The organism is Paenibacillus sp. sg306046 (assembly GCF_059821225.1).
On record NZ_JCAMRT010000020.1, the window covers coordinates 90,431 to 109,657 of the forward strand.

Here is a 19,227-nt window from a genome sequence, read left to right on the forward strand (position 1 = left end):
CAGATCGGCAGAAGAGAAAGGGGAAAGCTGGAAAGATGACGAAATTAAGCCTCGAAGAGCAGCTTAAACGAAAAATAATGATTTTAGACGGGGCCATGGGCACCATGATTCAGCAGGAAGACTTGACGGAAGCTGATTTCGGCGGGGAAGAGCTGGATGGCTGCAATGAGATGCTGGTGCTTACTCGTCCGGATGTTATCCGCGAGATCCATGAGAAATATTTTGCGGCGGGCGCGGACATGGTCGAAACGAATACGTTTGGCGCGACAAGCGTTGTGCTGGCTGAATACGATATTCCCGAAAAGGCCAGAGAAATCAATCTGGAAGCAGCGAAGCTTGCTATTGAAGCCGCGAACAAATACAGCACGCCGGAATGGCCGCGTTATGTTGTAGGGGCGATGGGGCCGACGACCAAAACGTTGTCCGTTACGGGCGGAGTAACCTTCGAAGAGCTGGTGGACAGCTATTACGAGCAGGCGCTTGCATTAATCGAGGCTGGTGTAGACGCGCTGCTGCTGGAGACGTCTCAGGATACATTAAACGTGAAGGCCGGCAGTATCGGCATTCGGAACGCATTTGAAGCGAGCGGCATTAAGCTGCCATTAATGATTTCCGGTACAATTGAGCCGATGGGCACAACGCTGGCCGGACAAAATATTGAATCGTTTTACATTTCGCTGGAGCATCTGGAGCCGATCTCTATCGGTCTGAACTGTGCGACTGGACCGGAGTTCATGCGCGACCATATCCGTACATTGTCCGATATCGCGGAAACGGCAGTCAGCTGTTATCCGAATGCCGGGCTTCCCGATGAGAATGGACAATATCATGAGTCCCCGGAATCCTTGGCTAAAAAAATTGCCGGATTTGCGGAGCAGGGCTGGCTAAACATTGCAGGCGGCTGCTGCGGCACGACGCCGGACCATATTCGGGCGATGGCGGAAACGCTAAGCGCCTACAAGCCGCGTGAGCAGGCCGGTACACATCCTCCCGCTGTATCAGGGATCGAGACCGTGTATCTGGAGGATGAAAACCGCCCGATTATGGTCGGCGAGCGGACGAACATTTCCGGTTCACGTAAATTCAAGCGGCTGATTAAGGAAGGCAAGTTTGAGGAAGGCTCGGAAATTGCCAGAGCCCAGGTTAAAAACGGGGCGCATGTTATCGACATCAACTTGCAGGATACGGACATTGATGAAGCGTATGCGATGGAAAACTTCTTGAGCTTTGTGTCCAAAAAGGTGAAGGCGCCGCTTATGATCGACTCCACCTATGATCACATTATCGAGCTGGGCTTGAAGTATTCCCAAGGTAAAGCGATTATCAACTCCATTAACCTTGAGGATGGCGAAAGCAAGTTCGAAAGTATTGTGCCGCTGATTCATAAATACGGCGCAGCGGTCGTTATGATTTTGATTGATGAACGCGGCCAGGCGGTCAGCCGTCAGGCAAAAGTCGAGGTTGCCGACCGCGCCTACGAGCTGCTGACCGGTAAATACGGCCTCAAGCCGCATGATATTATTTTTGACCCGAATATGTTCCCGGTTGGTTCCGGTGATCCGCAGTACATCGGGTCTGCCGTGGAAACAATTGAAGGCATCAAGCTGATCAAAGCCAAATATCCGGCATGTAAAACGATTCTCGGCTTGAGTAATATTTCCTTCGGCTTGCCTGATGCAGGTCGCGAAGTGCTGAATGCGGTTTATTTGTACCATTGTACCAAGGCGGGGCTGGATTACGCGATCGTCAACACGGAAAAGCTGGAGCGTTACGCGTCCATTCCCGAAGAGGAGCGCAAGCTTGCTGAGGATCTGATCTACAATACGACGGACGAGACGCTGGCTGACTTCGTAGCCCACTTCCGGACGAAAAAAGTCGAGAAGAAAGAAAAAATTTCCAACCTGACGCTGGAGGAACGTCTCGGCTCCTATGTTGTGGAAGGGACGAAGGACGGGCTGCTTCCTGATCTGGAGGAGGCGCTCAAGAAGTATGCGCCGCTTGAGGTCATCAACGGTCCGTTGATGCGCGGGATGGAAGAGGTTGGACGACTGTTCAACAACAACGAGCTGATTGTAGCCGAAGTGCTGCAGAGCGCCGAGGTCATGAAGGCTTCCGTTGCGTTTCTGGAGCAATTTATGGAGAAATCTGAAAGTGCCGTCAAGGGCAAGATCATCTTGGCCACAGTCAAAGGCGACGTACACGACATCGGTAAAAACCTGGTCGAAATCATTTTGTCCAACAACGGGTATAAAATTATTAACCTGGGCATCAAGGTGCCGCCGGAGCAATTGATAGAAGCTTACCGCAAAGAGAAAGCCGATGTGATCGGCTTGTCCGGATTGCTGGTCAAGTCGGCGCAGCAGATGGTCGTAACGGCGCAGGATTTGAAGTCGGCGGGCATTGATGTGCCGATTATGGTAGGCGGCGCTGCGCTGACGCGTAAATTTACGAAAACCCGGATTGCGCCGGAATACGATGGCATCGTGTTGTATGCGAAGGATGCGATGGACGGACTTGACCTGGCGAACAAGCTTAGCGATCCGACACATCGCCAGCAGCTAATCCGCGAGCTGCGGGAAAGTATGGAGTCCGATGTGAAGGAAGCCGGGCGCAAGGAAGAGACGATGCCTGCGCTGACCCGCGTGAAGACGTCCAATGTGGACCGGACATTGCCGGTGCAGGTGCCGCCTGATCTGGAGCGTCATGTGCTGCGCGATTTCCCGATTAATCATCTGATCCCTTACGTAAATATGCAGATGCTGCTTGGTCACCATCTCGGTCTCAAGGGCAAGGTCGATCAACTGCTGGCCGCCAAAGATCCGAAGGCGGTGCAGCTGAAAGAAACGGTCGACGGCATTTTGCACGAGGCGCAAACCGAAGGGATCATCAAGGCGCACGGCATGTACCGGTTTTTCCCGGCGCAGTCGAGCGGCAATGAAGTGTTTGTTTACGATCCGCAGGATCAGACCAAGGTGCTGCAAACGTTCAGCTTCCCGCGTCAGGAGAAGGAGCCGCATCTGTGTCTGGCCGATTACCTGAAGTCGGTGGATAGCGGAGAAATGGACTATGTCGGGTTTCTCGTTGTAACCGCCGGTCATGGCGTCAGCGACTTGGCAGCGCTGTGGCGGGATAAAGGCGACTATTTGCGCTCGCATGCGATGCAGGCTTTGGCGCTGGAGATGGCGGAAGGACTGGCTGAGCGGGTGCATCAGCTGATGCGCGACAAGTGGGGATTCCCGGACCCAGCGGAAATGACGATGCAGGAGCGATTCGGCGCCAAATACCGCGGCCAGCGCTTTTCGTTCGGTTACCCGGCCTGCCCGAATCTCGATGACCAGCAGCAGCTGTTTGCGCTGCTGAATCCGGGAGATATCGGCGTTGAGCTGACGGAAGGCAGTATGATGGAGCCGGAAGCGTCGGTGTCGGCCATTGTATTTGCGCACCCGCAGGCACGTTATTTCAATGCGTAACGGAGCAGCCTGATCAAAAAAAGAGAGCTCGCAGAGTAACAAGCCCAATTGTGAGCAACATATATGCAGGTAGAAGGAGTGGGGCGAAGCCCTGCTCTTTCGTTCTAAACAGGCGTGGTCCTGGAGGTCCGCAAGGAAGGAGTTGATAGAAAGTGGATGTTTATTTTCTCGGCACAGGGGCGGGGATGCCCTCGAAAGAGCGAAACGTATCTTCGATCATGCTGAATCTGCTGGCCGAGCGAAATGTGTACTGGATGTTTGATTGCGGCGAGGGGACGCAGCATCAGGTGCTGCGTGCGCCGGTTAAAATCGGCAAGCTGGAGAAGCTGTTTATTACGCATTTGCACGGCGATCATATTTACGGCCTGCCCGGGCTGATGTCCAGCCGCTCCTACCAGGGCGGAGAGTCGCCGTTTACGATTTACGGACCGCGCGGCATTCGGGAATTTATCGAAACGTCACTGCGCGTCAGCGACTCCCATCTCGGCTACACGACGAGCATTGTGGAGTTTGAGGAGCAGGAGGATGTGACGGTACTATTTGAGGATGAGCAGTTTCGAGTCGAGCTGGCTCCGCTTGTTCACCGGATTACCAGCTTCGGCTTTCGGATCGTTGAGAAGCCCCAGCCCGGCAAGCTGCTGGCGGATAAGCTCAAGCAGCATGGCATCGCGGCCGGACCGATGTACGGCAGGATCAAGCAAGGCCAGCCGGTTGTGCTGCCGGATGGGCGGGAGCTGGCTGCAGGCGAATTTCTAGGCGCTCCGCAGCCGGGACGCATTGTCACTATTTTGGGGGATACCCAGCCATGCGCCAATGCGGTCAAGCTGGCCCGCGATGCGGACTTGCTGGTGCATGAAGCGACCTTCAGCGAAGCGCGCAAGGAAATGGCGGTCCGGTATGATCATTCCACCGCGATGGATGCTGCGCGGACTGCTGCGGAGGCCGGTGTTCAGCGGCTTGTGCTGACTCATATCAGCTCCCGCTACCAGGACGATGCGGCTGATGAGCTGCTGCGTGAGGCGCAGTCGATTCACCCGCAGTCGTATTTGGCAGCCGATCACTTTCGGCTCGACATTCCGCTGCGCGCAGTTGAATCCATATAAGTGAACCAGTGGAAACAAAAGCCGTGGCATAACCGCCTGCTGAACGGTAAGGCCATCAGTCAACCAGTAAAGAATCTGTCCGTCAGGGGCGGGTTCTTTTTTTGTGAACAAGCTGCGGTCTGCAAACCCTTAGCCAAGCATGCTGCCAGCCGAAGCTAAGGGGCCAAGCAAGCTGTAAGCGGGCGTTTTTTTGAAGCCATACCGGATGCGTGTAACTTCGTAAAAGCTTTACAACAAGCAAACGCAGCAAAAATAATCGTCTGCTAGGCTAAGGGAGGTGGATCACTTCGTTGAAGAAGGGCGTATTGACGATGAGCCTAACGGTTACGGCAACTCAGGTACAGCAGGAGCCCATGCGGCTGGCGGTTATGCTGGCAAGCAGCTCCGATGATGTAGAGCAGCTTGGACGAAGCTGCATAGATCCCGCCTACCGGGATGGCAAGGCGATTCAATTGCTGTGGGAGGGTATCGCAGCTTACATTGCCGAACGACAGCTTATTTATATGATTGGTTGTGCTAGCGTGCATCTGCATACCATCGAAGAAGTGAACCTGGTCTATTCCTTGTTATGCCGCAAGCAGGTGAAAGCGGACGGCTAAAGCAGATTGCCCGATTCACAGGCTGGTTGCCCGGCTGGGTGATCGTGTGCTTGTGCCGACTGGCAGCTGCCGGCTTCCTGCTGCTGTCGGGCACGGGGCTGGGATAACGGATTTTGCCATAATCTGCACACGCTGCTGCCGGAGCGTACAGAGCGGGAGCATCGGCGTATCCGCTATGCGTATTACGTTCAGTTGATGATGACACTTTACTAGCTGCTGATCGAAGCTGAGCGGCTGCTGGAAAGGATGATTCGTCAGCGGCCGGAGCAATGGTTTTACTGGTTGAATACGGAGGAGCGTTGGGTTCAACGGGAAACGACGGGTTCGCAGGTCCATAATGCCCAGCAGCAGGAAATCCGGCTACATCCGAAGAAGCAGGAGGAGGATTGATGGATACGGGAAGTCATCTTTTGTTTGGCGCTACGCTGGCTGGCTTGGCGCTGCTGCATCCCGATGTGGCGGCAGGTCCTCCGGCACTTATCCAGGCGATTGCTGCAGCGTCGTTGATCGGCTCGCATACGCCGGATTTGGATACGGTAACCAGGCTGCGCGGTTATTCCGCCTATTTAAGCATGCACCGCGGCGTCACGCATTCCTTGCCAGCTTTACTGATTTGGCCGTTTATCGTTGGACTGCCGGTCAGCTGGCTGTTTGGCATGGAAGGGCAGCTTGGGCTGATCATAGCCTGGACCTCGATGGCGGTTTGCCTGCATGTGCTACTGGATTGGCTGAATACGTACGGTGTGCAGTGTTTTCGTCCGTTATCCCGGGATTGGCAGCATCTGGACGTGCTGGCGTTATTCGAGCCGTTTCTGTTCGCCATTCATGCGGCAGGACTTGGCTGGTGGCTGCTGGGCGGCTCTCATCCGGGCGGTGTGCTGCTGGCTCTCTACGGGCTGACGCTGGCCTATATCGGCTGCAGGCTTTGGCAGCATGACTGGGTTGTCCGGATCGTACGCCGGGAGCTGGGGCTTGTTGACGGCTGTCAGGCCATTCCGAGCTGGAACTGGCTGCGGTGGCAATTTGTCGCGGAGACGCCGAACTGCTACTATACCGGGTATGTGACCGGACGGCGCTTGCAAATTCAAAATGTGTATACGAAGGAGCACCCTGACTTGATGGTGGAGGCGAGCAAGGCGGCTGACGGGGCGCGCGCTTTTTTGCAATTTGCCCAGCAGATCCATGTATCGTGCGCGGAGGAGCATGGAGGTTATCTAGTCCGGTGGCGGGATGTACGGTTTTGGTACGGCAATCGGCTGCCATTTGGCGTGGACGTTTTGCTCAATCGGGAGCTGCAAATTACAGGCTATTCGTTGGGCTGGAAGAAAAAAACGTGGCACCCTCCCTTTGTGTAAAAAAGAATGTTGATTTTTGTCGAAAAATGACGTAAATGTAGTTAGTTCGGTCTAAAATGTCGTTGACGATACTAACGGGCGTGTGCTTAAATAAGTGTAAAGCATACGCGGTAAAGACGAATGCAGAAAGCGAAGGAGCGTTGCCCGGCTTCGCACTGTGTTGGTCGTGAGCAAGCAACGCAACCGATCTGTGTGCAGCTGGCACAGGTCGGTTTTTCATTTATATATGTTTTGAGCGAAGCTCAACAGGGGGAATACATATGGCTCCTCGCAAGCGGATTGGCGACCTGTTGGTTGAAGCAGGGCTTCTGACTCAAGAGCAGCTAACCAAGGCGCTCCAGGAGCAGCGGGAAACGAAGATGAGGCTCGGTGAGTTTCTGATCAATCGCAGCTACATCACTGAGCAGCAATTTATCGAGGTGCTGGAGTTTCAGCTCGGCATTCCGCACATCCAGCTGTTCCGGCAAAAAATTGAACCGAAGGTCATCAATCTGATTCCGCAGCGTATCGCTGAGCAGCACCAGGTGCTGCCGGTCAGGGTGGACGGCAACAAGCTGGTTTTGGCGATGGCCGATCCGCTGGATTACTTTGCGATTGATGAGCTGCGGATGAGTACAGGTCTGCGGATCGAGCCGACGATTGCTGCGCGGGAAGAGCTGCAGCGGGCGATTCGCCGTTATTATGGCCTGCAGGAGTCGGTTGAGCAGATCAGCCAAATTTTGCAGACTCGCGAGGCGGAAGAAATTACGACCCAGATCGAGGATGAAAATTCCCCGGTTGTGAAAACCGTCAACCAGATCATTATTCAAGCCGTCCAGGTCGGCGCGAGCGATATTCATTTTGATCCACAAGAGGATGCTTTGCGTATTCGTTACCGGGTGGACGGCGTGATGCGGACGGAGCGCTCGCTGCCCCCGCATATGCAGCGGGTTATCGTCGCCCGGATCAAAATTATGGCCAATCTGAATGTCGCGGAGCGCAGACTTCCTCAGGACGGCCGGGTTGAAATTGAAAATGAGTTCCGCAAGGTGGACATCCGGATTTCGACGCTGCCGACGATTCACGGCGAGAAGGTCGTTATGCGGGTGCTTGATCTCGGCAGCGCGCTGACCGACATTGAGAAGCTTGGCTTGTCGGAGAGCAATTACCGGCAGTTTATGCGAGGCATTCAGAACGCTCATGGCGTCGTACTGATTACCGGACCTACCGGCAGCGGGAAAACGACAACCTTGTATTCCGCGCTTTCCCGGCTCAATTCGGATGATATCAACGTGATTACGATTGAAGATCCGGTTGAATATCAGCTGCAGGGCGTCAATCAGATTCAGGTGAATACGACAACCGGACTGACCTTCGCGCGGGGCTTGCGGGCCATCCTGCGTCAAGATCCCAATATCGTCATGATTGGGGAAATTCGCGATATGGAGACGGCTGAGATCGCGGTCCGTACGGCGATGACAGGGCATCTGGTGTTAAGTACGCTGCATACGAACAGCGCGGCCAATACGGTGACGCGGCTGATTGATATGGGCGTCGAGCCGTTCTTGATCGCGTCCTCGGTGAAAATGATTGTCGCCCAGCGGCTCGTGCGGCGAATCTGCCCATCGTGCAGCGTGGAGCATACGCCGACGATTGAGGAGCGTAAATATTTGGAGGATCACGGCTATCCGTTCGTAAGCCTGCGCAAGGGCGAGGGCTGCGTCGAATGCGGCCGCACCGGTTATCGCGGACGTTTGGCGATTCATGAGGTGCTGACGATCGACGAGACGCTGAAGTCGATGATTTTGGAGAAACGGCCGGATAGCGACTACCAGTCTTATGCCGAGACGCAAACCTTGATTCCGATCATCCGCGACGGTCTGAATAAGGTCGTCAGCGGCCAGACATCGGTTGCTGAAGTGATTCGTGTTCTGGGAAGTTATTAAATAATTTTAATAAACGCCACTAGCTTATTATTTTTAAGTTATAATGAATGTATTGAAATTTTAGGTTTATTTTCCTATAATCGTGGGTACATTCTACTATTTTTTAGGCGGGAGAGGAGGTTGGTATGGTACTGTTAGTTGAGCTCATGAGACTTGCTGCCGAGAAAAATGCTTCGGATATTCACATTACCACGGGATCTCCTGCGAAGTTCCGCATTCACGGCACGCTCAAATCGGTGGACGATCGGCTGCTTACGACCGAGCAATGCACAAGCATGGCCCGTGAGCTGATGTCCGAGGAGCAGTTCAGCCAGTTTATGCACAAGGGTGATGCGGATCTGTCGTATGGCATCGAGGGCGTGTCGCGGTACCGGGTGAACGCCTTCCATCAGAAGGGCCACGTGTCGCTGACCATCCGGCTCATTCCTTCACGGATTCCGGAGATGGAAGCGCTGGGGCTGCCGCCGATGGCGCTGGAATTTGCGAAGAAGCCGCAAGGGCTGCTGCTCGTCACCGGACCGACGGGGAGCGGAAAGTCAACGACGCTTGCTGCGATTCTGGACTACATTAATCGCACGCGCAGCGACCACATTATCACGCTGGAGGACCCGATTGAATTCGTCCATACCCATAAGTCGTGTATTGTGAATCAGCGTGAAATCGGCGTCGATACGGCGTCCTTCGCTACCGGGCTGCGAGCGGCATTGCGTCAGGACCCTGATGTGATTCTGGTTGGGGAAATGCGCGATCTGGAGACGATCTCGACCGCGATCACAGCTGCGGAAACAGGCCATCTCGTCTTCGGCACGCTGCATACGGCTGATGCGCCCCAGACGATCGACCGGATTATTGATGTCTTCCCGCCGGAGGCACAGCAGCAAATTCGCGTCCAGCTTGCTTCCGTGCTGCTCGGCGTGATGGCGCAGCGACTGCTGCCGCGGGGCGACGGCCAGGGACGGGTAGCAGCGATTGAGGTGCTGGTGAACACGCCTGCGGTTGCAAACCTGATCCGCTCGGAGAAGGTGCATCAGATTCGTTCCGTGATGCAGACAGGCAGAGCCCAAGGCATGGTGACGATGGATATGGTGCTGCGCGAGCTTGTCCAGCAGCGAATCGTTTCGCTGGAGGCGGCCAAGGAAGCGTTGTTCGGATTTGCAGAGCTGAGCTAGCAGATGAACGGCAGATGGGGGTGGAACGGCTATGCCTAAATTCATGTACAAAGCGGTGAATCATAACGGCATGCCGTTCAAAGGCACGTTGGAGGCCCCCTCGTTCGAGCAGGCTATGGACGAGCTGAAGCGCAAGGGCTTCTGGATCACTGAGCTATTTGACCAGAGTCAAAGCTTGCTGCACCGCGAAATTAAGTTTGGCGGGCCGAAAATCAAGGTTCAGCAGTTTACGATTTTTTGCAGGCAGCTTGCAACCTTGTACAAGTCGGGCGTGTCGATGGTCGATTCGGTCAAGGCGCTGTCGGAGCAGGCTGAGAGCAAGGAATTTCGCGTTATTTTGGCGGATGTGGCATCCAGTATGCAGCAGGGCACCCAGATGTCGGAGGCGGCGGCAAAATATCCGACTGTCTTCAGCGGTATCTTCATTAACATGCTGCGGGCGGGGGAGCTAAGCGGCAATCTGGATGACATGCTGAACCGGCTGGCTATCTTCTATGAGAAGGAGCATTACACGCGGGAGAAGGTCAAGTCGGCGATGGTTTATCCGATCGTGATGGCTGTGCTGACGGTTATTGTCGTTACGCTGATGATGCTGTTCGTTATTCCGAATTATGTGTCGAGCTTTGAGTCCATGGGCCTGGAGCTTCCGTTGCCGACCCGGATGGTGATTGCGGTGAGCGATGCGATTGTTGCGTATTGGTATGTGATCCCGCTGCTTGCGATTATGCCAAGTTTATTGCTTGCGCTGATCAAGCGTCACCCGAAGGGACAATATTGGATCGACAATGTGAAGCTGCGCATTCCGATTTTCGGAAAGCTGCTGCACAAGCAGGCGATCGCCCGCTTCAGCCGAACGTTCAGCTCACTGTTTACAGCTGCGATTCCCATGCTGCAAGCCTTATCGCTTGTATCCAGCGTTACCGGCAATGTTGTGATCGGCAAAGTAATCGAGGACGCGCGCGAAGGGCTGGTTGGAGGTCGGTCGATTACTGATCCGTTTCGCCAGTCGTGGCTGTTTCCGCCGATGGTGGTGCAGATGATGGCTGTCGGCGAGCAGTCCGGCGCGCTGGATGCGATGCTGGAGAAGGTCGCTGACTTCTATGAGGCCGATGTTGACTCCATGACCGACCGACTCAAGTCGCTGCTGGAGCCGCTGATGATTGTAGCTTTATCCGGTGTCGTCGGCGGAATTGTGCTTGCTGTCATGCTGCCAACGTTCGAAATGATGAAAAATGGAATCGTTCCGATGAAATAATGTCGAGGTCTTTATTTGTTGGTGTTACGAGATGACACATAGATTTAATTTCATGAAGCAAAGGGGACATGTTCGATGAAAACCAGGCTGAAGCTCAAATTGTTCCGTAAAAATCAAAAAGGATTGACGCTGGTCGAGCTGCTGGCGGTTATAGTCATTTTGGGCGTTATTGCTGCGATTGCGGTGCCTTCGATTGGCGGGATTATTACGAACACGAAGGTAAGCGCCGATGCCCAATCCGAGGCGCTCATTAAGGATGCAGCGATCCGGTACTTGACCGTGACTAAGCCAGGCGGCCCTGCTTCCGGATCGACGGAAACAGTGACTGTAGCTGAGCTCGTTAGCAACTCGTACCTGAAATCCGCACCAAAGAAGCAACAAGCTGCGACATCTACTACCTATACTAGCGTAGTGGTTACCTACTCAGCAAATGGCTGGACTATCGACGATTCCGTTGTCGTTTCGGCAAGCTAAAGTTAAACTTGATCTAACCAAAGGTAACTCTCCCGGGTTACCTTCTTTCATTCAGCAGGAGGTGAGCAGCTGGTCATGGAGACGGCAATTATACTTGGTTATGCGGCGATCGTTGGTTTGCTAATCGGAAGCTTTCTGAACGTCGTCGCCCTTCGTTCCTTGTCAGGGGAGTCTGTCGTATTCCCTCCGTCCCATTGTACCAGCTGCAGCCACCGGCTAGGTCCATTGGACTTGATTCCCGTTTGGAGCTATATCCGGCTTAGGGGGAAGTGCCGCTACTGTCGTCAGCGAATCTCGCCGCAGTATCCGCTGGCGGAGGCGGCGACAGGCTTCCTATTTGCAGCAGTCGTGTGGAAATATGGCGTAAGCTGGGAAGCGGGCGTCGGCTTGTTATTTGTTTCCGTGCTTGTCGCGATTGTCATTACCGATCTTCGGGCGCTGCTCATTCCGAACCGGATCGTGGGTGTCGGGGTTGCTGGCGTATTGGCGCTTCGGTTGGTCTCGCATCCGCTCCCGGTATGGCATTATTTCATCGGCATGATCGGCGGGCTTGCTTTAATTGTCGCGATTGCCTTGCTCGGAGCTGTACTGTTTCGTAAGGAAGCGATGGGGATGGGCGATGCGAAGCTGTTTGCGTTGGTCGGTCTTGTATTAGGCTGGAAGCTGACTTTATTGACATTGTTTGTGGCGAGCTTTTTAGGTACGATAGGCGGTGTGGCCGTCCTGGCACGGAAGCGCAGCGAGCGGGACATGTATATCCCGTTTGGTCCTTATATTGCACTAGCCAGCATCATCTGCATGTTTGTCGGAGACTCATGGATTGATTGGTATGCTAGCCTATTATAGAGAGCGCGATCTCCTCGCGCCTGGACAACAAGCGAATGTAGTTGGGAGTGGCAGGTATGCGGTTCAACATTCAGAAGCTCGGTCAATGGGCTGCGCCGGCGCGTCATTATTTGGGAATTGAAATTACGGACTCTGCAGTGAAGCTGACAGAGCTTACGATAAAGAAAGGCTCGCCTGCGACGATTCTTTCATGTATTCAGGAACCGCTGCCGCTGGATGCCGTGCAGGACGGTAAAATTATGCAGCCGCATGAGCTTGTGCGTACGTTGCAATCGGCCAAAGCGCGGCTTAAAAAGCGGGTAAACCGGGTCAATCTTGCGCTGCCGAGTCAGCATGTCATGGTCCGATTTATGAAGTTTCCGGATATTCCGCTGAAAGAGCTGCGCCAGGTGATCGATTTTGAGATCAAGCATAGCATTCATCTGCCGTTTGAGGACCCGGTTTATGATTTCGTCAAGCTGAACGGCCATAACAATCACAAATCGTTCAGCAGGCTGCAAAAACCGGATCAGGCGGCGAAGGACGAGCTGCTGGCCGTTCAGGAGGCGGCTGCCTCGGCGGATTCGCTATTTGGCGGCAAAAGCAACGATCCGTTCGCGAATTTGGAGCCGGACAAGGAAGCCGTAGAGGAGGAAATGTGCGATGTGATGCTTGTCGCTGTTCCTCGTCTGATGGTGGAGCACTATGTGCAGCTGTTCAAACGGGCGGGTCTTCGCATCAGCAGCATCGAAATCAAGGCGATGTCTTTGTTCCGCTGCCTGCAGTCCATTGATGAGCAGCCGCAAGGCACCTGCCTGATGATTGACATTAACGATACCATTTGCGATGTGAATGTATTTGCCGGCAGCCAGTTGAAAATTTCGCGCAATGTGCAGGTTTCCTTTCAGGAAAATAAAGCGGTGGAGGAGGCGAGTGATGAAACGTTATCGTGGCTGGCGCAGGCTGATGAATCCGGGGATTTCAGCTTTTCGCAAGCCTGCAGCGATCTGGCGCACGAGCTGGAGAGGCTGATTAACTTCTATAAATATACGTTGAACAACCGAAATGAGGAGTTTCTGACCTTGTTTCTGGCTGGGGACGTAAAGCGGCTTGATGAAGTCGCGGAATATTTGCAAAATCGACTGTCGATGAAGGTAAGCCCGCTGCGGGCGAATGCGGTCTGGGAGCGAACGCTGCGTACGAAAGAATTTGCGCCTGAGGCTTTTGCAACGACAATCGGGCTGGCTTTGCGAGGTGCGGCGCCATGAACAATATTAACCTCCTGCCCCGCAAGTCGCGTAACGAGCAGTTATTTTGGCCTGTATTAAGCGTGACGGCGGCGGCCGTTGTTTTGTCCTTCGTAACGTTGGCCGTTTTTCAATACCGGCTGCAGTCCAATGCCGAGCAGCAGGCACTCTACAAGCAGCAATTGCATGCGCGCATTCAGGTGCTGACCCAACAGCATGTCGAGGACCCGCGCACGCTGGAATTCCGGCAGCTGCAGCAGCTGGTCAAAGGACTGGAAAGCAAGCGCATCGACTGGCTGCCGTGGATGAAGGTCATTTCCTCGCCGCTGCCCCAGGCTTCAAGGCTGATGACTTTAAGGAGGGCGGAGCCGAGCAGCGATGCTGCCGCAGCCCTGCCAGCGCCGGCTCAGTCGCAGCAGCAGACGGTTGTGGTGGACAGCCAGAAGCTGGAGGCTACGTTGGAATTTTCAGACTTCAAGCAGATCGCTGATTATGTCTTAACGTTAAAGCAGGAGAAAAGCTTCAAGGACATTTCGATCGTTTCGGTCGAAAAGAAGGAAGTAACGCTGCCGACAGCTGTGTCGATGGTCACAGAAGGACAGGCAACCAAGCCTTCCACGGAGTCGGATGCGAAGGAAAAATTTTTGCAAAATGCGCAAAATCAGAAGCCGGCGGCGAGCGCTACGAAATCGGATGAGCTGCTGTCTGAGCTGGATTGGCTGATCAGTGGCAAGATGTACGAGCAGGAGCATGGCATCCGGCTGCCGGAGCGGCAATTTACAAGCAACCGTCCGCTTGAAGACTCTCCTATTACCGATGAGGAGCTGCGCAAGGCGCGGGAGCAAGTCAACACCTTCGAGCAGATGTTTAATGAGTCGTCTGCCGCATCGCCCACGCTCCCGGAAGCTGCCGCTCCGGCTGCTCCGCCTGAAAAACGCGCAATCGTGTATGTCGTCAATGTGCTCATTGAAACCAGACCCATTATGACAACGCCATAGGTGATGCTGATGAACAAATCGCTACAATGGAAGCAGTTAGCAAAACAGCTGAAATCGCCGCAAATTATCCTGACATCGGCTGTCGTTGGAAGCATGCTGCTGTTAAGTATTTATTTCGTCCGCTCGGTCTATCCGGTGCTTGCTGCAGCAAATGCCGAGGATGCCCAGATCGCTCTGCTGGAGGCGCAGCGGGCTGCGCTGGAGCAGAAGGCATTGCCGGAGAAGGTGCAGGATAGCGATGTGACGGCTTTGCTCAAACGTGTTCCCACGGAGCCGGAAATTCCGCGTTTTCTGATGGAGCTGCTGCAAGCCGAAGGCGGGTCCGGCATCATTTTACAGACGTATAATACCGGAGCGCCGAGCCAGAGTGCGGCAGGTGGGCAGCCGATTACCTTTCTCGATACAAAAACGAATGCTGTCGGGTCTCAGCCTCAGTCCGCCCAGCCAAACGCGGCTGCGCAGCCAGGCGGGCTTACGGAGCTGCGTGTCAACCTCAAGCTTAGCGGCACTTACGATGGCTTGCAGCAGTTTATGAGCCGTCTGCAAAAAACAGAGCGGTTGGTGTCGATTGCGTCCTGGTCGCTGAGCGCAAGTCAGACGGCCAGCAAGTCGGCCCAGCCGACGACTACCGGCACTTCGGGAGCCGTCGAAGCACCGGCAGCCCTTCCGGAGGCGAACCCAGGCCCGGCCTTGCATAGTCTGGACCTGCAGCTTGTCCTGTATGCCGCCCCGGCTTATGAGGGCAAGCTCGGCGTACTGGAGGCGATTCCGGCGCCGTCTGCCGACCTGCGGGTTGATCCGACGTTGACGGACAATTCCTTTTACCCGATGCTGAAGACCGCTCCTTAACGAAAATTCAACCTGCTGCAACTTTGCCATAGAAAGGATCGTTCTGCCATGAAAAAGAAAATTGTTCTTGGTGTGCTGGCGATGTCCACGCTGCTGGCCGGTACGGCCTTTGCCGAAAGCGCCTGGCGGCGGATCGACGCCATGTTCTCGCAGATCAATCTGACGATGAACGGGCAGAAGGCGGATATGCGGGGCGACGTGATGTTCTATGAAGGCTCGATTTATGTGCCGCTGCGCAGCTTGTCTGAAGCGCTGGGCGCAGAAGTCAGCTGGAACGGCACGACACAAACGGTGGATGTCGACTTCACCGCCGACAAGACGCAGGATATTTACAAAGCATCCCAGAAGGCGATGTATCAGTATTTAATTATGCAAAACAATGCGATTACGACCGAGCTGATCGCTGGCTTCAAAGGCAATGATGAGGCGCGCCTGCTGCGGAGCAATGAGCGATACGCCAAGCTGCGCGATGTAGCGAAGCAGCTCGACGACGCAGAGACGGCGCTGCTGTTCGACAAGATGATGGCGTCCATGCAAATCGTCATCAGCGGCTGGGCGAGCAAAAGCGGCGATTACAAGCTGGGCTGGGCGCTGTATAACGACTATGCAAAGACGCTGAATGCCGCGCTGGCGAAAAAGGTAACGGATGCGAAGGACGCCGCTGCTCAGACGCAGCTAAAGTAAATAAGTTGCTGGGCAGTGTAGAAAAACGGACATTACTTATCCCACTGGGGAATCGTAATGTCCGTTTTGTAATCGTACGACTGCTCCTTGCCCTTCTGACCGGGCAGCAGCTTCATTTGAAATTGAACATGGATATATTTCACCTGGACCTGACTGCTTGTCTGCGTACTCGTCTGGCCGCTTTCGGTCATGAAGTAGGCACTGGCTCCGGTAACATCATGCAGCAAAACAACCGGAGCAGCGGTCTGGCCGCTTTGCACGGTCTGAACGTTTAACGTCTTCGCGAGCGTATCGACGTAATAACGCACGTAATTGTTGGTTGTGCTGGCTTCTTTGTACAGGGTCAACAGATGCTGCTGCCCGTTGCTGGCTGCACCGGATGGGGCGATCAGCGTGTACTTTTGCTCGCGCAGCTTGCTGATCATATGGTTGCTGGCGCTCCGCGCTTCGATCTGCGCCTTCTGGCGCGCATACGTCACCTGATTGCCGGTGTTCAACTGCTGAAGCGTCATGATGATAACGCCGAGGACGATGCCGAGGATGACGATGACGGCGAGCAGCTCGACCAGCGTCAATCCTTTTTCATTGCGGACCCAGGAACTGATTCGCTTCATCATGACGGATTCCTGTCCAGGTAGCTTTGGATGGCGTAGCTGCTGCCCGTCGAAGCAGGCACAATCTCAATCTGAATAAGCGAGAAATGATCGGCGACCTTCAGCGTATAGCTAGTCGTACCGTCGCCAAGCGTATACGTCTGGCTGCTCGCGTTCGGGATCGGCACATTTGTAATCCGAACCTCGTACTGACGGTCAGACGCGCTCGGATAATAAATGACGGCCGCCTGCACCGGGCTTGATACGGTTTGCCGCAGCGGGGTCAGATTGACGGTCTGCTGGGTATCGGCGCTCGGAGCAGGCGGTGTAGCGGATGTATCGGTTGGCGGAAACCAGATGCTGACGCTTGCTGCGCTTGTGCTGAAGCTTGACTTTAATTGCTCCATGACGGATCGGGCGATATCTACAGAAACGTCACGCCGCTGCTCGCGGGCCGATGCGGAAAACAATTGATTATACATATACGAGAACGAGAGCAGCATCATGGCCAAAATGAAGATGCTCGCCAACAATTCGACAAGTGTCAAGCCTTTTTCATTGCGAAACAATTTTTTCACCCTTTCAGGGGAGGTCTATGATACTATAAATATAGTGCAAAAATCACGGTGAGGGAATGGGGACCATGAAAAAATTTTGGAGAAACGAGCGTGGCGCAGCCTTGATCCTTGTTCTCATGCTTGGCATGGTGATTACGGTCGGGCTGACGACGCTGATCCTGAGCACGCAGCAAGGCCAGCGCAATTCGATCCATGACGGCAATGCCGAGCGAGCGAACTATGTGGCGGAATCGGGTGCGGTCATTGTAAAGCGGCTGGTGAAAAATGCGGCGGAAAACAATGTGCAGGTGCTGAAGCTGACAGAGGCGCAATGGAAGGATTCGCTGGATCAGGTGAAGCCGACGTTCACGCTGGCTGGCAAAAATGATTTGAAGCTTAACTCAACCAAAGCGAGCGACGGATTTCTGATCGCGATCGAAGGAAAGTCCAGCTATGGCGAAACCTTGCTGCGGCGTACGGAGATTACGATTCCGATTCAGACGGCTAGCAATAATAGCGGGTCAAGCGGTGGTGGCCCAGGCATTTTCGGTTATGATGTGGTGGGGACAAGCACTACTGAAAGCCTCAGCAAAGCGAAAACAAAGGATTGGGTGCGGGACATAACGGAGCTGAACACAAAACTGGCCGACAAGTTCCAGTATTATGGAATTACGAATTATTCGAATCAAATGAAAACGCATTTCGATATGCAAATTGACGCTGCGGGGAAGGGCAAGCCGGTGTATGCGACGACTTCCTTGTACCCGCTCACGCCAACGCCGACCCAGTATACTAATATTAGTCAGTATACGAACAATGTGTGCGGGACAGGCTCCACTGCATCAATATCGGCGTCAACTTCGAATCTGAACGGCACCATTTATTGTAAGCAGGATATTATCTTGTACGCGGATGGCATGAGCTTTTCCGGCAACATAATGACCGATGGAAATATTATTGTCCGTGCAAGCTCAAACGGCGGCCAGGACATTAACAGCTATGTACAATCGGGCAATCTGATTGCCAAAGGCAATATTAAGTTCGAGCACAAATTTAATAGAGGTACGATTTCCGGCAATATATTGTCCGGCGGCGATCTTATCTTTAATAGAGAGGTCGCACAAAATAATGAGATTACGTTATCCGGAAACATCATCAGCCAAGGGATGATTCAATTTCAGGGCGATGTTTACAAGCTGAACACGTCCGGCCGGATCGTAGCGGGCAAAAATATTGTGTTTGATCGGACCAATTCGAATTGGACCTTCACCAAAGGGGATTCAAGCGCGGCCATTTTGCATAGTCATGGCAGCATTATATTTTCAGGAACACTGAATGGCGTCAAGTTTGCGGATGGTACCCAGATGTATGCCAAAAACAATATTCAATTCAACAGCACGCTGCAAACTTCCACGACGCTTGGGGAAGTGGCGGCAGGAGAAAACATCATTTTCGGTGGAAATCTCGATGGCACGATCATTTATGGGGATGTTGTAGCTAATGGCTTTGTAGCCTTCAGCAACAATATCAACAACAATACGGTGTTCAAAAAAAATATCGTCAGCAACTCAACGACGCAGGATTTGAACTTTAATGCGGGTTATTATATTACGGTTGAAGGGTCGATTTATTCGGGCAAAGCGATTGACTTCAAGCAATTAATCGGCGTCAAGATCGTAAAGTCGATTTATGCTTATGGGAATATCACGATGCCGACGAATCTTGGGTATCTGAATATCGGCGGAGCGGTTTTGTCGCGCGACGGTTCGGTGACCTTCCCTAAGCTGTTTGGCTGCAACGGCCAGACCGGCGCACAGAGCAATTGTTATATCGGCAGCTTTGTTGCAGGAACAACGGGTGTAAGCTTTAACTATAATCTCGACGGCTTTATGTACTTCGGCGGTTTGAGCACAGGAGGGAGTCTTATTTACAACGGCTACCAGAACGGTCCGCCGAACACGATCCGCATCACCCGCAAAGCGCCTGACGGCTATACAGAGGGAGCGGGCGCGGATTCGTCCAAATTCCAGTTCGGACAGTGGACAACCAAAAGCTAGTACAAAGAACCTAAAATAACGTTACTATATTTTCCTGTATGGTATACTCTAGATAGAATCTATCGAA

At 53.7% G+C, this 19,227-nt stretch carries 17 protein-coding genes; 15 read left to right on the forward strand and 2 right to left on the reverse strand.

The window, feature by feature from the left end; genetic code table 11:
• Window positions 1-35 precede the first annotated feature (35 nt).
• The 14 genes from metH (at window position 36) to AC6ROY_RS19475 (ending at window position 15,953) form a co-directional block, all read left to right on the forward strand.
• A complete protein-coding gene (gene metH, locus AC6ROY_RS19410) occupies window positions 36-3,470 on the forward strand; it encodes a methionine synthase (RefSeq protein WP_500102253.1) in 3,435 nt (1,144 codons plus the stop codon).
• Window positions 3,471-3,622: 152 nt separating this feature from the next.
• Window positions 3,623-4,573: a ribonuclease Z gene (gene rnz, locus AC6ROY_RS19415; RefSeq protein WP_500102254.1), complete on the forward strand. Its 951-nt coding sequence runs from the start codon at window positions 3,623-3,625 to the stop codon at window positions 4,571-4,573.
• Between the two features lie 290 nt (window positions 4,574-4,863).
• Entirely contained in the window at window positions 4,864-5,172 is a 309-nt protein-coding gene (locus tag AC6ROY_RS19420) for a GNAT family N-acetyltransferase (protein WP_500102255.1), read from the forward strand.
• A gap of 246 nt (window positions 5,173-5,418) precedes the next feature.
• Window positions 5,419-5,562, forward strand: coding sequence for a hypothetical protein (locus AC6ROY_RS19425; protein ID WP_500102256.1), 144 nt, complete (start codon window positions 5,419-5,421; stop codon window positions 5,560-5,562).
• Window positions 5,562-6,527, forward strand: coding sequence for a metal-dependent hydrolase (locus AC6ROY_RS19430; RefSeq protein WP_500102257.1), 966 nt, complete (start codon window positions 5,562-5,564; stop codon window positions 6,525-6,527). The genes AC6ROY_RS19425 and AC6ROY_RS19430 overlap by 1 nt, the downstream gene beginning before the upstream one ends.
• 260 nt (window positions 6,528-6,787) lie before the next feature.
• Complete coding sequence (locus tag AC6ROY_RS19435; protein ID WP_500102258.1) at window positions 6,788-8,452, forward strand: GspE/PulE family protein; 1,665 nt, start codon at window positions 6,788-6,790, stop codon at window positions 8,450-8,452.
• A 125-nt stretch (window positions 8,453-8,577) separates the two neighbouring features.
• The gene (locus AC6ROY_RS19440; RefSeq protein WP_500102259.1) at window positions 8,578-9,621 is read left to right on the forward strand and encodes a type IV pilus twitching motility protein PilT; all 1,044 of its coding nucleotides are present in this window, start codon (window positions 8,578-8,580) and stop codon (window positions 9,619-9,621) included.
• Between the two features lie 31 nt (window positions 9,622-9,652).
• On the forward strand, window positions 9,653-10,876 hold the full coding sequence (locus tag AC6ROY_RS19445; RefSeq protein WP_500102260.1) for a type II secretion system F family protein: 1,224 nt from the start codon (window positions 9,653-9,655) through the stop codon (window positions 10,874-10,876).
• Between the two features lie 75 nt (window positions 10,877-10,951).
• The gene (locus AC6ROY_RS19450) at window positions 10,952-11,350 is read left to right on the forward strand and encodes a prepilin-type N-terminal cleavage/methylation domain-containing protein (RefSeq protein WP_500102261.1); all 399 of its coding nucleotides are present in this window, start codon (window positions 10,952-10,954) and stop codon (window positions 11,348-11,350) included.
• Window positions 11,351-11,425: 75 nt separating this feature from the next.
• On the forward strand, window positions 11,426-12,196 hold the full coding sequence (locus tag AC6ROY_RS19455; protein ID WP_500102262.1) for a prepilin peptidase: 771 nt from the start codon (window positions 11,426-11,428) through the stop codon (window positions 12,194-12,196).
• Between the two features lie 56 nt (window positions 12,197-12,252).
• Window positions 12,253-13,443, forward strand: coding sequence for a type IV pilus biogenesis protein PilM (gene pilM / locus AC6ROY_RS19460; protein WP_500102263.1), 1,191 nt, complete (start codon window positions 12,253-12,255; stop codon window positions 13,441-13,443).
• On the forward strand, window positions 13,440-14,420 hold the full coding sequence (locus AC6ROY_RS19465; protein ID WP_500102264.1) for a hypothetical protein: 981 nt from the start codon (window positions 13,440-13,442) through the stop codon (window positions 14,418-14,420). Before pilM ends, AC6ROY_RS19465 begins: the two co-directional genes overlap by 4 nt.
• A gap of 9 nt (window positions 14,421-14,429) precedes the next feature.
• Window positions 14,430-15,269 carry a hypothetical protein gene (locus tag AC6ROY_RS19470; RefSeq protein ID WP_500102265.1) on the forward strand — a complete coding sequence of 280 codons (840 nt, stop codon included), beginning with the start codon at window positions 14,430-14,432 and terminating at the stop codon, window positions 15,267-15,269.
• A 48-nt stretch (window positions 15,270-15,317) separates the two neighbouring features.
• Window positions 15,318-15,953, forward strand: a complete 636-nt coding sequence (locus tag AC6ROY_RS19475; RefSeq protein ID WP_500102266.1) for a stalk domain-containing protein — start codon at window positions 15,318-15,320, stop codon at window positions 15,951-15,953.
• Between the two features lie 32 nt (window positions 15,954-15,985).
• On the opposite strand, the gene AC6ROY_RS19480 is transcribed toward AC6ROY_RS19475, so the two are convergent.
• Window positions 15,986-16,567, reverse strand: coding sequence for a prepilin-type N-terminal cleavage/methylation domain-containing protein (locus tag AC6ROY_RS19480; protein ID WP_500102267.1), 582 nt, complete (start codon window positions 16,565-16,567; stop codon window positions 15,986-15,988).
• Window positions 16,567-17,115 (reverse strand): PulJ/GspJ family protein, encoded by a 549-nt coding sequence (locus AC6ROY_RS19485; RefSeq protein ID WP_500102268.1) that lies wholly within the window; start codon window positions 17,113-17,115, stop codon window positions 16,567-16,569. Before AC6ROY_RS19485 ends, AC6ROY_RS19480 begins: the two co-directional genes overlap by 1 nt.
• Window positions 17,116-17,189: 74 nt before the next feature.
• Between AC6ROY_RS19485 and AC6ROY_RS19490 the strand changes: the two genes are divergently transcribed.
• A complete protein-coding gene (locus tag AC6ROY_RS19490) occupies window positions 17,190-19,160 on the forward strand; it encodes a hypothetical protein (RefSeq protein ID WP_500102269.1) in 1,971 nt (656 codons plus the stop codon).
• Window positions 19,161-19,227: the final 67 nt, after the last annotated feature.

Excerpts from the sequence above, each read along its gene's own strand:
- AC6ROY_RS19490 (WP_500102269.1), top strand. The coding sequence starts at position 17,190 with ATGAAAAAATTTTGGAGAAACGAGCGTGGCGCAGCCTTGATCCTTGTT.
- AC6ROY_RS19440 (WP_500102259.1), top strand. The coding sequence starts at position 8,578 with ATGGTACTGTTAGTTGAGCTCATGAGACTTGCTGCCGAGAAAAATGCT.
- AC6ROY_RS19450 (WP_500102261.1), top strand. The coding sequence starts at position 10,952 with ATGAAAACCAGGCTGAAGCTCAAATTGTTCCGTAAAAATCAAAAAGGA.
- AC6ROY_RS19435 (WP_500102258.1), top strand. The coding sequence starts at position 6,788 with ATGGCTCCTCGCAAGCGGATTGGCGACCTGTTGGTTGAAGCAGGGCTT.
- AC6ROY_RS19455 (WP_500102262.1), top strand. The coding sequence starts at position 11,426 with ATGGAGACGGCAATTATACTTGGTTATGCGGCGATCGTTGGTTTGCTA.
- AC6ROY_RS19445 (WP_500102260.1), top strand. The coding sequence starts at position 9,653 with ATGCCTAAATTCATGTACAAAGCGGTGAATCATAACGGCATGCCGTTC.
- AC6ROY_RS19470 (WP_500102265.1), top strand. The coding sequence starts at position 14,430 with ATGAACAAATCGCTACAATGGAAGCAGTTAGCAAAACAGCTGAAATCG.
- AC6ROY_RS19425 (WP_500102256.1), top strand. The coding sequence starts at position 5,419 with ATGATTCGTCAGCGGCCGGAGCAATGGTTTTACTGGTTGAATACGGAG.
- metH (WP_500102253.1), top strand. The coding sequence starts at position 36 with ATGACGAAATTAAGCCTCGAAGAGCAGCTTAAACGAAAAATAATGATT.
- AC6ROY_RS19465 (WP_500102264.1), top strand. The coding sequence starts at position 13,440 with ATGAACAATATTAACCTCCTGCCCCGCAAGTCGCGTAACGAGCAGTTA.
- pilM (WP_500102263.1), top strand. The coding sequence starts at position 12,253 with ATGCGGTTCAACATTCAGAAGCTCGGTCAATGGGCTGCGCCGGCGCGT.
- AC6ROY_RS19480 (WP_500102267.1), bottom strand. The coding sequence starts at position 16,567 with ATGAAGCGAATCAGTTCCTGGGTCCGCAATGAAAAAGGATTGACGCTG.
- AC6ROY_RS19475 (WP_500102266.1), top strand. The coding sequence starts at position 15,318 with ATGAAAAAGAAAATTGTTCTTGGTGTGCTGGCGATGTCCACGCTGCTG.
- AC6ROY_RS19430 (WP_500102257.1), top strand. The coding sequence starts at position 5,562 with ATGGATACGGGAAGTCATCTTTTGTTTGGCGCTACGCTGGCTGGCTTG.